The 14,675-nt window shown below is 53.9% G+C and carries 13 protein-coding genes; 4 read left to right on the forward strand and 9 right to left on the reverse strand.

Annotation, left to right across the window (positions count from 1 at the left end):
* Positions 1-90: 90 nt before the first annotated feature.
* The 3 genes from SK34_RS14495 to SK34_RS14505 are packed head-to-tail and all read right to left on the reverse strand — an operon-like array spanning position 91 to position 3,052.
* A complete protein-coding gene (locus tag SK34_RS14495) occupies positions 91-1,053 on the reverse strand; it encodes a lysylphosphatidylglycerol synthase domain-containing protein (RefSeq protein ID WP_048233302.1) in 963 nt (320 codons plus the stop codon).
* Complete coding sequence (gene clsB, locus SK34_RS14500; RefSeq protein WP_003837040.1) at positions 1,053-2,294, reverse strand: cardiolipin synthase ClsB; 1,242 nt, start codon at positions 2,292-2,294, stop codon at positions 1,053-1,055. Before clsB ends, SK34_RS14495 begins: the two co-directional genes overlap by 1 nt.
* A complete protein-coding gene (locus SK34_RS14505; RefSeq protein ID WP_003035201.1) occupies positions 2,291-3,052 on the reverse strand; it encodes an endonuclease/exonuclease/phosphatase family protein in 762 nt (253 codons plus the stop codon). Before SK34_RS14505 ends, clsB begins: the two co-directional genes overlap by 4 nt.
* A gap of 131 nt (positions 3,053-3,183) precedes the next feature.
* On the opposite strand from SK34_RS14505, the gene SK34_RS14510 reads away from it, so the two are divergent.
* The gene (locus SK34_RS14510; RefSeq protein ID WP_003035203.1) at positions 3,184-3,594 is read left to right on the forward strand and encodes a YbhQ family protein; all 411 of its coding nucleotides are present in this window, start codon (positions 3,184-3,186) and stop codon (positions 3,592-3,594) included.
* Here SK34_RS14510 and SK34_RS14515 read toward each other — a convergent pair.
* The 5 genes from SK34_RS14515 to cecR are packed head-to-tail and all read right to left on the reverse strand — an operon-like array spanning position 3,556 to position 9,197.
* Positions 3,556-4,662 (reverse strand): ABC transporter permease, encoded by a 1,107-nt coding sequence (locus SK34_RS14515; protein WP_003837035.1) that lies wholly within the window; start codon positions 4,660-4,662, stop codon positions 3,556-3,558. The two genes, SK34_RS14510 and SK34_RS14515, sit on opposite strands and share 39 nt — an antisense overlap.
* 10 nt (positions 4,663-4,672) lie before the next feature.
* Positions 4,673-5,806 (reverse strand): ABC transporter permease, encoded by a 1,134-nt coding sequence (locus SK34_RS14520; RefSeq protein WP_003035208.1) that lies wholly within the window; start codon positions 5,804-5,806, stop codon positions 4,673-4,675.
* Positions 5,799-7,535, reverse strand: a complete 1,737-nt coding sequence (locus tag SK34_RS14525) for an ATP-binding cassette domain-containing protein (protein ID WP_048233304.1) — start codon at positions 7,533-7,535, stop codon at positions 5,799-5,801. The genes SK34_RS14520 and SK34_RS14525 overlap by 8 nt, the downstream gene beginning before the upstream one ends.
* Positions 7,528-8,523 (reverse strand): secretion protein HlyD, encoded by a 996-nt coding sequence (gene hlyD, locus SK34_RS14530; RefSeq protein ID WP_048233305.1) that lies wholly within the window; start codon positions 8,521-8,523, stop codon positions 7,528-7,530. The genes SK34_RS14525 and hlyD overlap by 8 nt, the downstream gene beginning before the upstream one ends.
* On the reverse strand, positions 8,520-9,197 hold the full coding sequence (cecR, locus tag SK34_RS14535; protein ID WP_003035216.1) for a transcriptional regulator CecR: 678 nt from the start codon (positions 9,195-9,197) through the stop codon (positions 8,520-8,522). Before cecR ends, hlyD begins: the two co-directional genes overlap by 4 nt.
* 221 nt (positions 9,198-9,418) lie before the next feature.
* Here cecR and rhlE point away from each other — a divergent pair, with 221 nt between their 5' ends.
* On the forward strand, positions 9,419-10,765 hold the full coding sequence (gene rhlE, locus SK34_RS14540) for an ATP-dependent RNA helicase RhlE (protein ID WP_048233307.1): 1,347 nt from the start codon (positions 9,419-9,421) through the stop codon (positions 10,763-10,765).
* Positions 10,766-10,833: 68 nt separating this feature from the next.
* On the opposite strand, the gene SK34_RS14545 is transcribed toward rhlE, so the two are convergent.
* Positions 10,834-11,568 carry a GntR family transcriptional regulator gene (locus SK34_RS14545; RefSeq protein ID WP_016149828.1) on the reverse strand — a complete coding sequence of 245 codons (735 nt, stop codon included), beginning with the start codon at positions 11,566-11,568 and terminating at the stop codon, positions 10,834-10,836.
* Positions 11,569-11,770: 202 nt separating this feature from the next.
* Between SK34_RS14545 and SK34_RS14550 the strand changes: the two genes are divergently transcribed.
* Together SK34_RS14550 and SK34_RS14555 are read left to right on the forward strand one after the other, a co-directional pair.
* The gene (locus SK34_RS14550) at positions 11,771-13,123 is read left to right on the forward strand and encodes a class-II fumarase/aspartase family protein (RefSeq protein WP_003837024.1); all 1,353 of its coding nucleotides are present in this window, start codon (positions 11,771-11,773) and stop codon (positions 13,121-13,123) included.
* A gap of 33 nt (positions 13,124-13,156) precedes the next feature.
* Complete coding sequence (locus SK34_RS14555; protein WP_003837022.1) at positions 13,157-14,578, forward strand: DASS family sodium-coupled anion symporter; 1,422 nt, start codon at positions 13,157-13,159, stop codon at positions 14,576-14,578.
* Positions 14,579-14,675: the final 97 nt, after the last annotated feature.

Consider the following 14,675-nt stretch of genomic DNA (forward strand, 5'->3'; position numbering starts at 1 on the left):
CCGGATGGCGCTGCGCTTATCCGGCCTACCGCTTGGTATCAAAAGTAGGCCGGATAAAGCGTTAAGCCGCATCCGGCACTATATATACTATCATTTCGCCATCGCCTTCTCGTTTTTTACCCGCAACTTTTTTGCCCGACTCTCCAGCAGCAAATAACACACCAGTGCCAGAAGCAGCGGAATAAAATAGTACAACACGCGATACGCGAGCAGGGCAGCAATGATCGTTCCCTGAGACGAGTCCTCTCCTGCCAGCAGCGCCATAAACACCCCTTCCAGCACGCCGATCCCCGCCGGAATATGCACGATTACGCCGGCAATACTGCTCACCAGCAGCACGCCCAGCACGAAGAAATAATCGATATTCTGACCGAGCAACAACCAGATAATCGCCCCCATTACCATCCAGTTCGCACTGGATATCGTCATTTGCGCGAGGGCAAATTTCCAGGAGGGCAGCACCAGTTTTTGGCCCTTGATGGTGATATGACGATGTTTAGAGAAGGCGCAAAACCACAGATAAACAACAATAATCAGCAGCAGCGCAATGCCTAAGATGCGCAATGTGCCTTCATCGATATACCAGTGTGCGGGCAGTTCGACGACGCCGAAGGTAAATATAAAACCGCCCAGCAGAATATAGCCCAGCCAGTTAGTGGTAATACTCAGCGAAAAAATCCGCGTTATTGTGCCCCCCGGCAATCCGAGGCGCGAGTAAAGGCGATAACGCATCCCTATACCACCCACCCAGGTGCTCAATGTCAGGTTGAAGGCGTAACAGATAAACGACACCAGCATGACCTGGCGTTTTGCCAGTTTGTGGCCGCAGTAGTAGCGCCCGAGCAGATCATAACAGCCGTAAAGTAAATAACTGACGATCACCAACCCCACGGCGCTGAGCAGGGCGATCCGATTGTAATCGCGAATTACCGTCCACACTTCCTGCCAGTTGACCTTGCTGGCATAAACAACCAGCAGCACGATCACCGCAATAAAAAACAGCCATGTGAGGATCTTTTTCGCTAACCGCCAGCGTCGGTGGCTTTTTGCCATCAGGTTTTCCCTCCTGCATCCTCAGTTTGTATACGGTCCTGAGTTTCCAGAGCGGGCTGCGCGGGCGGCTCTACCTCGGCCAGATGCGGGGTATGCGCCGGCAGCCAGCCGACCAGCGCCGGGAAGTGGCGTAAAAAGTGGAAGGCCAGTACGCTCTTGGTCAGGTTCCACCAGGTGCGTTTTGGCAGCATGGATTCATCAACCCGCTTGCAGTCCTGCGCAATAATAGGGTTCAGGTTGTCACGCAGGGTCTGATTAAACGTGCGGTCATGAATAATCAGATTTGCCTCCAGATTCAGTGACAGGCTCAGTGGATCAAGATTGCTGGAGCCCACCGTCGCCCAGTGATCGTCCATCAGCGCCACTTTGCCATGCAGAGGTTTACGGCGGTATTCATAGACATGGACGCCGCCTTTTACCAGATAGTTGTACAGCAGGCGGGCGCCCACTTTCACAATCGGCATATCCGGTTCACCCTGCACGATGAGTTTTACCCGAACGCCCCGTCGGGCCGCTTTACGCAGGGCATGCAGAAAGCGATAGCCGGGAAAGAAGTAGGCATTGGCGATGATCACTTCCCGCCGTGCCTGGGTCAGCATTTTCAGATAGTGGCGTTCAATATCATCACGATGTTCTTCGTTATCGCGCCAGACGAACAGCGCCTGCGCTTCGCCGGGGCGATGATTGTCGATTGCCCGGTGATGACGTCGCCACCAGCGTCGTACAGCACTCTGTCCGGGCAAGTTTTCCAGCACGAATTTCAGAATGTCAGCAACGACTGGACCTTCAACGCGCACGGCGTAATCCTGCTTGGCCTCCGGACCGTAATCAGACATGTGTTCAGCGGAGTAATTGATGCCGCCAACAAAGGCAACACGATCATCAATGACCACAATTTTGCGATGCATACGGCGAAAGAGATTAGTGCGCATCCCGAACAGACGCGGACGCGGATCGTAGTAGCGGAAAACAACGCCGGCTACGGTGAGCTCTTCGACAAAACTGTCGCTAAGATCCGGCGAGCCGTAGCCATCCAGCAGCACCTCTGCTTTGATTCCTCGCCGGGCGGCTTCGAGCAACGCGGCATGCAGCTGTTTTCCTACCGCATCTTCAAACCAGATAAAGGTCTCGAGGATTATTTTTTGCTGCGCCTGTTCAATGGCGTCAAAGACGGCGGGGTAGAATTGATCGCCGTTTTCCAGTAGTTGAATTTGATTGCCTTCACGCCAGCCATATTTCATAAATGAATCTCCGCACTCAGAGGGGCATGATCGGACAAATGTCGCCAGTGACGCAGCGCCAGCGTCGTTGGGGTACTGGCATTCGCGTTTTTCACATAGATCCTGTCCAGACGCAGCAGGGGAAACTGCACCGGAAATGTTCGCGCCGGGCGGCCGTGGGCGCGGGTAAAAATCTCGTCAAGGCCAGCTTTGGCTTTCAACGGGCGATTGGCCGTTTGCCGCCAGTCGTTAAAATCCCCGGCAATCACCACCGGCTCCGCGTCGGGCAGGGCGTTAACCCAGTCTGCCAGCATCGCGAGCTGGGCCTGGCGGTGAGCTTCACGCAGGCCGAGGTGCACACACATCACATGGATGGGGTGGGAGAGCATTGGCGGTACGATTCGGCAGTAAAGGACTCCGCGCTTTTCACTCGCGCCGACCGACACATCACGATTTTCATAATGCTCAATGGGATACCGCGACAGCACAGCATTACCGTGATGTCCCTGCGGGTACACGGCGTTACGCCCGTAGGCGAAGTCGCTCCACATCGTGTCCGCCAGAAATTCGTAGTGGCTGGTATCCGGCCAGTTCTCAATGTGCAGCGAATGAGCTTCGTGCGCACCCATCACTTCCTGCAAGCATACAATGTCTGCACCGACCGTTCTGACGGCCTCCCTTAGCTCAGGTAAAATAAAACGCCGGTTGAAGGCGGTGAACCCTTTGTGAGTATTAATGGTGAGCACATTGAATGAAAATTGAACTCCCGATCCGCTCATGAGCCTCCCGTTGGCGTCACTTCCTAAATAAAATAGTGTAGTCATCGTCACAAAAAGATGCAGTGTTGCGGAATTTTCCGTAAAGTCCGGTACTCTGAACAATTAGTTGAAAATCCTTCAGGAGAAAAGCCATGAGGTGGCAACAACGTGTTCGTGTCGCAACGGGTCTAAGTTGCTGGCAGATTGTGTTGCATTTACTGGTAGTGGCGTTGCTGGTAATGGGCTGGATGAGCGGCACGCTGGTGCGCGTCGGCCTGGGATTATGCGTCGTTTACGGCGTAACGGTTTTATTAATGCTGGCCTTGCAACGTCACCATGAACAACGCTGGCGTGATGTCGCTGATGTGCTGGAAGAGCTGACTACCACGTGGTATTTCGGTGCCGCAATGATCGTGCTGTGGTTGCTGTCGCGCGTGCTGCAAAACAACGTCTTGCTGGCACTGGCGGGTCTGGTGATCCTGGCCGGACCCGCCGTGGTCTCGCTGCTGGCGAAAGACAAAAAGCTACATCACCTTACGTCGAAACATCGCATACGCCGCTGAGCCGGTTGTGGCCGCTATAACCAACAGCGGCCACAAACTTCCCCAGACAATCTGCAGACTCGCATCCTTCAGGTAAATCTGTTTCGTGATGTCCGTAAAATGGCGGATCGGGTTTATCCACGTCAGATTCTGCAACCAGACCGGCATGTTTTCGACCGGTGAGACGTAGCCCGAGAGTAAAATCGCCGGCATCATAAACACAAACACGCCGATAAACGCTTGCTGCTGGGTGGCGCACAGCGATGAAATCAGCAGACCAAAGCCGACCAGCGACAGCCCGTAAATTACCATTGTGAAATAGAACAACCCCAGTGAACCGGCAAATGGAATGTCATAAGCCCAGATACCAATTGCTAGCACAATGGTGGCCTGAAAAGTAGCCACAATCAGCGCGGGCACAGCTTTACCGATGAAAATCTGCCAGGTGGTAAGCGGGGAGACCAGCAGCTGATCCAGCGTACCTTGCTCGCGCTCGCGAGCAACCGAAAGCGAGGTGACGATCATTACGCCGATAGTGGTGATCATGGCGATCAGCGACGGCACCACGAACCATTTATAATCCAGATTCGGGTTGTACCAGTTACGCACGACCAGCTCGCTGTTGTTTGGTTTCGGCTTGCCGTCCATCAGCTCCTGCTGATACGTCTTAACGATTTGCTGCAGGTAATTGGCGGCAATTTGCGCGCTGTTGGAGTTACGCCCGTCGAGGATAATCTGCATAGGAGCTTGCTGGAAGGTGTCCAGGTTGCGCGAAAAATTGGCCGGGAAGCGCACCAGCAGCAGGGCTTTTTGCGTATCGATGGTAGGCTTAATCTCCTGCGGGCTTTTCAGCAGCAGAACATGCGTAAAAGCGCTGGCGCGGGCGAAGCGCTGGGTAAGCTCAACCGAATGTTTACCGTTGTCTTCGTTATAGATAGCGATCGTGGCGTTGGTGACTTCCAGCGTTGCCGCGAACGGGAACAGGATCACCTGAATCAGCACCGGTAAAATCAGAATGGCTCGCGTCTGCGGTTCGCGTAATAGCGATTGCAGCTCTTTGCGAATTAATGTCCATAAGCGATGAAACATGCCCGTCCCCTTAATCCAGCCGACGTTTGGTTTTAAGCCACGTCAGGCCAATAAACATCACCGCCGAAGCGATTAAAAACAGCACGTTAATAATCAGCACCACCGGAATATTTCCCGCCAGAAACAGGCTTTGCAGGGTACTGACGAAATAACGCGCCGGAATAATGTAGGTTACCGCCCGGATAATCGCGGGCATGCTGTCTATCTGGAAGATAAAACCTGACAGCATAATCGAGGGCAGGAAAGCGGCGTTCAGCGCGACCTGCGCGGCGTTAAACTGGTTGCGGGTGATGGTGGAAATAAGCAACCCCATGCCAAGCGTACTGAGCAGAAACAGGCTGGTAATGAAAAACAGGATTAGCAACGAGCCGCGATAGGGCACGCCAAGAATAAATACCGACACCAGCATACACAGCAGCATCGCCAGCATGCCGAGGAAATAATAGGGGATCAGTTTACACAGCAGTAATTCGACGCGGGTAACTTCGGTAGAAAGCAGTGCCTCCATGGTTCCGCGTTCCCATTCGCGCGCCACCACTAATGAGGTGAGGATCGCGCCAATCACCGTCATGATGATGGTTACCGCCCCGGGAATAATGAAGTGCTGGCTGATGGCCGCCGGGTTAAACCAGTAGCGTGTTTGCACGTCGATCAAAGGCTCGAACGATTCCCCACGATCTTCCGCCCGCTGTTGCTGCCAAATCTGCCAGATACCTTCGACATAACCCTGCACAAAATTGGCGGTATTGGGTTCGCTGCCATCGGTGATCACCTGGATCGGTGCCACGTCATTAGGTCGCGCCATCTGCTGGGCAAAATCCACAGGGATCACCACCAGCCCACGAATGCGCCCGGCCTGCATTTTCTCAATCAATTCCTGCCGGTTATCGCTGATAGTGGCGTCAATATACGGCGAGCCGGTCATGGTATGGGTAAAATCCAGCGCCTCCTCGCTTTGCTGTTCGAGCAAAATCCCTACCCGTAGCTTGCTGGAGTCGAGGTTGATCCCGTAGCCGAAAATAAACAGCAGCAGCAACGGGATCACCACCGCAATCAGCCAACTGCTGGGATCGCGGACGATCTGGCGGGTTTCTTTCACGCACAGCGCGCGTACGCGACGCCAGGAGAGAGCGGAATTACTCATGCGCGTGCTCCTTATCCCAGTCATTGATTAGCGTGATAAACGCCTGTTCCATCGTCGGATCCGGCGTGTCGTTGTCGGCAGCCTGAGCTTTCAGGTCGTCCGGCGTACCGCTGGCAATCAGTTTGCCGCGATACACCAACCCGATGCGATCGCAGTATTCCGCCTCGTCCATAAAGTGGGTGGTCACCATCACCGTGACGCCTTTTTCCACCATGCTGTTGATATGCAACCAGAACTCACGACGGGTGAGGGGATCGACCCCGGAAGTGGGTTCATCAAGGAACAGAATGTCGGGTTCATGCATCAGCGAGCAGGCCAGCGCCAGACGCTGCTTAAACCCCAGCGGCAGTTCGTCGGTGGCGTGGGAAGCGATACTCTTCAGGCCAAATGCCTCGCTCATTCGATCGATTTTCTCCTTCTGCGCCCGACCACGCAGGCCGTAGACGCCGGAGAAAAAGCGCAGATTTTGTTCAACCGTCAGGTTACCGTACAGGGAGAATTTCTGCGCCATATAACCCAGATGCTGACGCGCTTTGCCGGAGCTGACTTTCAGGTCCATATCCAGCACCAGCGCTTTGCCGGAAGTGGGGACCAGCAGGCCGCACATCATTTTAAAGGTGGTGGATTTGCCGGCACCGTTGGGTCCTAACAGACCAAAAATCTCGCCGCGCTGTACGGAAAAGTCTACGTGGTCGGTCGCGGCAAAATCGCCAAACTTCTTGGTCAGCGCTTTGGCTTCGATCACCGTTTCGCCAGGCGTGCCTTCTACGGTATGCAGGATAGCGCCCAGCGGGGATTCCGATGTTCCGGCTCCGCCGAGTAAATCGATAAAGGCATCTTCGAAGCGGGGTGCAGTTTCATTGATGGTTATCTGCGGCATGCCGTCAGCGTTTTGGATCTGCTGAGCTGTCGCCTCTTTTTTCAGGATTAAACGGACGGATTTCCCCTGAATCATTCCGTCGCTGACCAGCGGTAGTTTTAACGCGCGTTGCAGCAGTCGGCGGTTATTTTCCTGCGGACTGCTCATCAGGAAGCTGCGACCAGCCATGGTTTGCGTAAGCTGAGTAGGATCGCCCTGGTATAACAATTCGCCTTCGTTCATCAGCAGCACATCACGGCATTGCTCTGCTTCATCCAGATACGACGTACTCCAGAGGATCAGCATGCCGTCTCCGGCCAGTTCGTGGACCATTTGCCACAGTTCGCGACGGGAAATTGGGTCGACACCCACACCTGGCTCATCCAGCAGCAACACTTTGGGTTCGCCGACCAGCGTACAGGCTAGCCCGAGCTTCTGCTTCATGCCGCCGGAAAGTTTGCCGGCCAGTCGTCCGGTAAATGGGCCCAGCGAAGTAAACTCCAGTAGTCGGGCAAAGGTTTTTTCTCGCGCCTCACCGGTGACGCTGCGCAAATCGGCATAGAGATTGAGGTTCTCCATGACGGTCAAATCTTCATACAGACCAAATTTCTGCGGCATATAGCCCAGCACCGCGTGCAGCGCGCTGTCGTCTTTGATGGGATCAAAACCAATTACCGCAGCACTTCCGGCATCGGGTTTTAACAATCCTGCCAGCATGCGCATCAGCGTGGTTTTCCCCGCGCCGTCCGGTCCGACAAGTCCGGTCACGTAGCCCGCATGCACGGTACAGTCGAGCGGGGCGACGGCGGGTTTTTCCATTCCGGCAAAGTTTTTTGTCAGCCCTTTGAGCGTAATAACGGCATCATTCATGCCGTGCCTCGTCACTAAATTTGATCGTTACCGGCATTCCCTGGCGCAGCGCATCGTCCGCGTCGGTCACCACAATACGCAGGCGATAAACCAGATCGGTGCGCAGGTCAGGAGTCTCAACTGTTTTCGGCGTAAACTCGGCAGTAGGCGACACGAAGCCGATTTTGCCGTGATACGGTTTGTCCGGGCGACCGTCGGTATAGAGCAGGATCTCACGTCCTGGCTGCGCCTGGCTCAGATTGCGTTCGTCAACGTAGGCGCGGACCCATACCGGACGCGTGAGCGACAGCGTCAGTACCGTGCTCCCTTCGTTCAGCATGCTGCCGGGTTCAACCGCGCGGGTGAGAAGCGTGCCGTCAGATGGCGAGGTCAGCGTGGTATCATGCAAATTAAGTTCTGCCTGTGCCAGCTCTGCCTGAGCTTGTTCGAGCGTGGCTTTTGCCTGTTCGATGTCCTGCACACGATTACCGCTGCGATATTGCGTGAGTTTATCCTGTGCGGATTTCAATGAAGCTAACGCCTGATCGCGAGATGAACGCGCATTTTCCAGATCGTTGGCAGAAATGGTACGGCTTTTCCACAATCCTACCTGCCGATTGTAAAAATTCTGCGCGTAATCATAGGCGGCCTGCGCCTGTTTGACTGCCGCCGCGGTTTGCGCGATCTCTTCTTCGCGATACCCTGCCAGCATCAGATCGTATTGCGCCTGCGCAGCGGCAACGTTGGCTTTTGCCTGCATTAATGCGTTTTCATACGGCGCGCGATCCAGTTCGCCCAGCACCTGACCGGCGGTAATCGCATCGCCTTCGTCAACAGCCAGCGAGGCCAGCCTGCCGCCGACGCGAAAACTCAGGTTGACGCTACGGATATCGACATTGCCGTATAGCGTCAGGCTGTTATCTTGCCGACTCTGATACCACCACGTACCACCGGCAATCACGGCAACGAGGGCCGCGATAACCAGCCCGAGAACGACAGGTTTTTTCATGACTCCAGACTCCTTTGCGTTAAACCTTGCAGAATAAGATCGATGTGACAGGTGATCGTTTGGTCAATCAGCGCGGTTTTATCCTCATCAAATTGTGACCAGCCCGTACGCAACAGAATGGTTTCTTTCCCCAGACGAAAAGCCAGTACCTCGCCGAGTATGGCGTGGGTATGCAGAATCATTTGGGTATCGTTGGCATCGCCGCCGGTATAGGCGGCAATCAGGCGCGTCAGGTGTGTATGCAGCGGATTGATAACCTGGTCGTGCACCAGTTGATAAGCCGCAGTGGGGGAAAGCTGTTCACGCGAGATAAATTTGCTCAGGTTAACAGTGTCGTCCTGGGTTAACAGCATGATCATATTTTTGCAGGCGCGCAGGATCAGTTCACGCATCGCGCCACGATCCGGTTCTGGCTGAGCGAATAAACGCTCGGCCTCTTCAGCGTGCGGACGAAACTGTGAGCCGATAAAATCTGCAATCCACTGAGCGCAGGCGAGATATAAATCCTCTTTTGAGCCAAAATAGTAGGTGATAGCCGCAATGTTTTGCCCGGCCTGTGCAGCGATATCGCGCGTCGTGGCGTGCAGACCATACTCGCCGAATTGCGCCAATGCGGCGGCAATGAGCTGGTTCTTCGCCTGTTCACCTTTGGTTGTCATGGTGGGTGTATTCATGGCACGACTCTGATCTTAATCAATCGATTGATTAAGATTATGACTGATGTGCTGCCTTGTCCAGTCCGGACGGTTATTTTCCAGTGCAGGGATAATTTATGCGGCACATCACAAAAACTGCTACACTCCGCCCCTTCATGACATTGTGGTTTTTGTCATCTCTATTGTATGTATCTCCCTGAAAACGACACCGGTAACGGTCAGGGCGGTTCGGAGTTGTTATGTCTTTTGATTCCCTTGGTTTAAACCCTGAAATTTTACGTGCCGTTGCCGAGCAGGGTTACCGTGAACCTACCCCTATTCAGCAGCAGGCTATTCCTGCCGTGCTGGAAGGCCGCGATCTGATGGCCAGCGCCCAGACCGGTACGGGGAAAACAGCAGGTTTTACCCTGCCGCTGTTGCAGCACCTGATCACCAATCAGCCGCATGGTAAAAGCCGTCGTCCGGTTCGTGCGCTGATCCTCACGCCAACCCGTGAACTGGCGGCCCAGATTGGCGAAAACGTACGTGATTACAGTAAGTATCTGAATATTCGCTCGCTGGTGGTCTTCGGCGGCGTCAGCATTAACCCGCAGATGATGAAGCTGCGTGGCGGTGTGGATGTACTGATTGCCACCCCGGGTCGTTTACTCGATCTGGAGCACCAGAATGCGGTAAAACTGGATCAGGTGGAGATCCTGGTACTGGATGAAGCTGACCGCATGCTGGATATGGGCTTTATTCACGATATTCGTCGCGTTCTGGCAAAACTGCCGGCAAAACGTCAGAACCTGCTGTTCTCGGCAACGTTCTCTGATGACATTAAGTCGCTGGCCGAAAAACTGCTGCATAACCCGCTGGAAATCGAAGTGGCGCGTCGTAATACCGCGTCCGAGCAGGTAACTCAGCATGTTCATTTCGTCGATAAAAAACGTAAACGTGAACTGTTGTCACAGATGATTGGTCAGGGCAACTGGCAGCAGGTGCTGGTGTTTACCCGTACCAAACATGGCGCGAACCATCTGGCAGAACAGCTGAATAAAGACGGCATCCGCAGTGCGGCAATCCACGGTAATAAATCTCAGGGGGCGCGTACACGTGCGCTGGCTGATTTTAAATCCGGTGATATACGCGTGCTGGTAGCGACCGATATTGCCGCGCGTGGTCTGGACATTGAAGAGTTACCGCACGTGGTGAACTACGAGCTGCCAAACGTCCCAGAAGATTATGTGCACCGTATTGGTCGTACCGGGCGTGCCGCTGCTACCGGCGAAGCGTTGTCTTTGGTGTGCGTCGATGAACACAAGTTGTTGCGTGACATCGAGAAGCTGCTGAAAAAAGAGATCCCGCGTATTGCAACGCCAGGCTATGAGCCAGATCCCTCCATTAAAGCTGAGCCGATCCAGAATGGTCGCCAGCAGCGTGGCGGCGGTGGTGGTCGCGGGCAGGGCGGAGCAGGGCGTGGCCAGCAGCCGCGTCGTCAGGATGGCGGTGCGCCAAAAGCGAAGCCGCGTAGCGGCGAAGGCAAACCGGCAGGCGATAAGCCTCGTCCACCGCGCCGTCCGCGCAAACCGTCTTCCGCCCAGTAATTCACCTTGCTGTCTGGCAGTATAAACACGCTATCCGGTCTACACAGGGTGTAGGCCGGACAGGTCAATCACTCCCCCGAACTTTGCGATTTCAGCACGATTGAGCAGGTATATCGTCCTGCCGGGTGAATCGAAATCGTCGTCTCAAATACTTTCCCGTCCCTGTCCAGATAACGACGCACAATTCTCATCGCTGGCGAATCAGGCGCTACGTTGAGGATCTTTGCCACCTTTTTGGGCACACCGACAGCCGTAATAGTCTGATGCACCTCATGGCTTTTGATGCCGTAATGCGTTTCGATCAAGTCGCTGATTAATGAGTGTGGATCGTCACGGATGTAGGTGCGCAGTTTAGCGTAATCCGTGCTGGCATAGCTGTCCGTCCAGCAGATCGGTGCGTCGGGGTTTTGCGCATCTTCGCGAGTACTGGCAATGTGCAGCCAGCGGGAACCTGGCGGGCAGCCAATCATCTGGGACAGCTCGATGTCCGCCACAATCTCATCGATTTTCTTGATGACGCGCAGATTGTTTTTGGCCAGCAGCAACAGATCCTCAAGATGCGATAGCGGGTGATTGACACCGTTAGCCTTAGGTTCGCAAACGCGAGTTCCCGCGCCTTTACGCCGTGAAATCAGACCTTGCTCTGTTAATTCCCTCAACGCCTCACGCATGGTGTGGCGGCTGACCTGCCATGTTTCGCACAGTTCCATTTCCGTTGGAAACAGCGATCCGGGGGCAAAGGTCCCCACCGAAATTTGCTGCGCCAGTTCACGTGCTATTCGCTTGTACAGAGATTCTTTCATCGCGTTTTCATCAAAATATTAGTGATCTTTATCACGAAAATTTGTACGGACTATTCCCTACATTTCTTATGAATACTATAAATGTCCGTACATTCAAATGTACGGACATTTAATTATGTCTGGACATTGTGTCGGCGTTTGAATATCTAAAAAACGACCGTAAACACGCATCTTATCACTATCAGATTTTCCAGGGGGATTTATGGCTTCGAATGTACTTGATTCTGTTCTGTTCAGGGATTCTTTCGGCACACCGGCGATGCGCGCGGTGTTTGACGATCGCGAGCTGGTACGCAAATACGTGGAAGTGGAAGTGGCATTAGCTAAAGCCCAGGCACGCTGCGGTGTGATACCTGAGGCTGCGGCGCAGGAAATTGCTGAAAAATGTAATGCCGATACGCTCGATTTTGATTTATTACGCCATGAAACCGAAATCGTGGGTTATCCGATCCTACCGCTGGTGCACCAGATTTCTAAACAGGCTGGCGAGTCCGGCGGCTATGTGCACTGGGGGGCAACCACTCAGGACATTATGGACACTGCTGTAGTCCTGCAAATTCGTGATGCTTTTGCGCTCATTGAGTCCGATATGGACAAACTTCGTGCAACGCTGGCCGATCTCTCACGCCGTTATCGTGATACGCCGATGGCCGGGAGAACCCATTTGCAGCAGGCTCTGCCAGTGACCTTCGGTTATAAAACAGCCATCTGGCTGGATATGTTTGAACGTCACGCGGAACGTCTGACTCAGGCGCGTCCTCGTGTATTGGTCGGCGAGTTTGCGGGTGCCGCCGGTACGCTGGCATCGCTGGGGGATAAAGGGCTGGCGGTACAAAAAGCGATGATGGAAGAGCTTGGGCTGAATATCCCAACGTCCACATGGCATGTTGCGCGTGATGGTTTCGCCGAGGCGGTGAATCTGTTAGCGGTGATTACCGGGTCGCTGGGCAAGATTGCCTACGACGTAATGCTGCTGGCAGCAAACGAGTTTGGTGAGCTGTATGAGCCGTTTGTTAAAGGACGCGGTGCCAGCAGTACTATGCCGCAGAAACGCAACCCTATTTCCAGCGAGTTAATGCTGGCCTGTGCCAAAGGCGTTCGCCAACAGGCAGGGCTGATGCTTGATGCGATGGTGCAAGATCTGGAGCGTGCAACCGGGCCGTGGCATGCCGAATGGATTGCTATCCCGGAGAGTTTCGTTCTCAGCGCGGGGGCATTGCATCAGGCTAACTTTATGCTGGCGGGGCTGGTGGTCGATGAAGCGGCGATGAAACGTAACCTCGGTATGACCAACGGATTGATTGTGGCTGAAGCGGTCATGATGGGGTTGGCTCCGTACATTGGTCGTCAGGATGCGCATGATGTGGTGTACGACGCTTGCCGCATCGTCAACGAACAAGGCGGGCGATTAGCGGACGTGCTGAATGCGATGCCATCTGTCTCGGAACGACTTGACCCGCAGTTGATTGAAGAACTGACCGACCCGGCAAATTACCTTGGAATGGCGCCAGCAATGGTGGATCAGGTATTAGCGAGATATATGTCGCGGAAATGAACGCTCTTGGGCTAACGGAATAAGGATATTTTTATGTCAAAAAATTCTGCCACGGGAAAATCCATTCTCTCGTTCCTGATACCGCTGGCGATAGGCGCGATCATTTGGTTTTATCCCGTACCTGCTGGTCTGACGCCTCAGGCCTGGCATATGTTCGCGATATTTGCCGCGACCATAGCCGCGATTCTTACCCAGCCGCTCCCTTCGGGGGCGGTGATGTTGATTGCACTTTGCGTGGTAATTTTCACCAAAACGTTGCCAGAGGCAAAAGCATTGTCAGGTTTTGCATCCGGTACAGTATGGCTCATTTTCTGTGCCTACGTCTTGTCTCTGGGTTTTGTAACCTCGGGATTGGGGAAACGTATTGCGTATAAAATGTTATCGCTCTTTGGTGGCAGCAGCCTGGGTATCGCTTACTCACTGGGGGTTTCCGATCTGATTATGGCCCCGGCAATGCCATCAGTAACCGCGCGTTCCGGGGGGATTATTTTCCCTATCACTCGTTCCATCAATGATGTATTGGGCTCAGCGCCGGGGGCAACGGGCAAGCGTATCGGCGATTTCTTAACCATGGTGTGCTTCCAGTTTACGCCGATTACCGGGGCAATATTTCTCACCGGGATGGCGGCGAATCCGCTGGTAGCGAGTCTGGCGAAATCGTCATTAGGAATAGAGATAACCTGGGGCGGATGGTTTATTTCCGCAGTGGTTCCTGCGATGGTCTGTTTCTGCCTGATGCCGCTATTGGTTTATAAATTATTGGATCCCGAGCTTAAGCGTACGCCGGAGGCGAAAGCGATGGGCAAACAGGCCCTCGGTGAGCTCGGTTCGATGAGCAGCAATGAGAAAAAGGTCGCGTTTGGTTTTGTGCTGGCATTGGTTGGTTGGGGGACCAGCTTGATTACGGGATTGTCTGCCACATCTGTCGGGCTGGGATTGGCTGCGTATCTGTTTGCCTCGGGCGCTGTTAGCTGGAAAAGTTTGCTTAATGACCACGCCGCCTGGGATACGGTGATCTGGTTTAGCGTCATTATTAGTCTGGCGACAGGGCTTGCCGATCTGGGTTTTATTAAATGGATGACCATAAAGTTAGGCAGCGGTATTCAGGGTTTTGGCGCGATCGAGTCCTTTATTGTGTTGGGGATCCTTTACATTTACGTCCATTATCTCTTCGCTACGGCGACCGGGCATGTGGCTGCGCTGTATGCCCCTTTCGCGGCCACGGCGATCGCTGCGGGAGCACCGCCGATGATGGTGGCTATTTGCTTCGGTATCTTTAGTAACCTGATGTGGGGGAATACCGAGTATGGTGGTGGACCTGGCCCCATTTATTTTGCCCAGGGCTATTTTGAACGACCGCGCTTTTACAAAATTAACCTCTGTGTGGTGACGGCAAATGTGATCATCATTTTTGCCGTGGGCATGCTGTGGTGGAAGCTGTTGGGATACTATTAAACGTCAGTGAATTATTGGCCGGACAGGACTCGAACAGCCGTCCGGCCAGGAAAAATGAATTGCGAAACGCTTTCCAGAATGGGGGAAAAAGGTACAT

It is taken from the genome of Citrobacter sp. MGH104, from assembly GCF_001034485.1.
GTDB lineage: Bacteria > Pseudomonadota > Gammaproteobacteria > Enterobacterales > Enterobacteriaceae > Citrobacter > Citrobacter freundii.

What these genes read in the sequence shown, in the direction of transcription:
- SK34_RS14495 (WP_048233302.1), bottom strand. Translation starts at nt 1,053, where the DNA reads ATGGCAAAAAGCCACCGACGCTGGCGGTTAGCGAAAAAGATCCTCACA.
- clsB (WP_003837040.1), bottom strand. Translation starts at nt 2,294, where the DNA reads ATGAAATATGGCTGGCGTGAAGGCAATCAAATTCAACTACTGGAAAAC.
- SK34_RS14505 (WP_003035201.1), bottom strand. Translation starts at nt 3,052, where the DNA reads ATGAGCGGATCGGGAGTTCAATTTTCATTCAATGTGCTCACCATTAAT.
- SK34_RS14510 (WP_003035203.1), top strand. Translation starts at nt 3,184, where the DNA reads ATGAGGTGGCAACAACGTGTTCGTGTCGCAACGGGTCTAAGTTGCTGG.
- SK34_RS14515 (WP_003837035.1), bottom strand. Translation starts at nt 4,662, where the DNA reads ATGTTTCATCGCTTATGGACATTAATTCGCAAAGAGCTGCAATCGCTA.
- SK34_RS14520 (WP_003035208.1), bottom strand. Translation starts at nt 5,806, where the DNA reads ATGAGTAATTCCGCTCTCTCCTGGCGTCGCGTACGCGCGCTGTGCGTG.
- SK34_RS14525 (WP_048233304.1), bottom strand. Translation starts at nt 7,535, where the DNA reads ATGAATGATGCCGTTATTACGCTCAAAGGGCTGACAAAAAACTTTGCC.
- hlyD (WP_048233305.1), bottom strand. Translation starts at nt 8,523, where the DNA reads ATGAAAAAACCTGTCGTTCTCGGGCTGGTTATCGCGGCCCTCGTTGCC.
- cecR (WP_003035216.1), bottom strand. Translation starts at nt 9,197, where the DNA reads ATGAATACACCCACCATGACAACCAAAGGTGAACAGGCGAAGAACCAG.
- rhlE (WP_048233307.1), top strand. Translation starts at nt 9,419, where the DNA reads ATGTCTTTTGATTCCCTTGGTTTAAACCCTGAAATTTTACGTGCCGTT.
- SK34_RS14545 (WP_016149828.1), bottom strand. Translation starts at nt 11,568, where the DNA reads ATGAAAGAATCTCTGTACAAGCGAATAGCACGTGAACTGGCGCAGCAA.
- SK34_RS14550 (WP_003837024.1), top strand. Translation starts at nt 11,771, where the DNA reads ATGGCTTCGAATGTACTTGATTCTGTTCTGTTCAGGGATTCTTTCGGC.
- SK34_RS14555 (WP_003837022.1), top strand. Translation starts at nt 13,157, where the DNA reads ATGTCAAAAAATTCTGCCACGGGAAAATCCATTCTCTCGTTCCTGATA.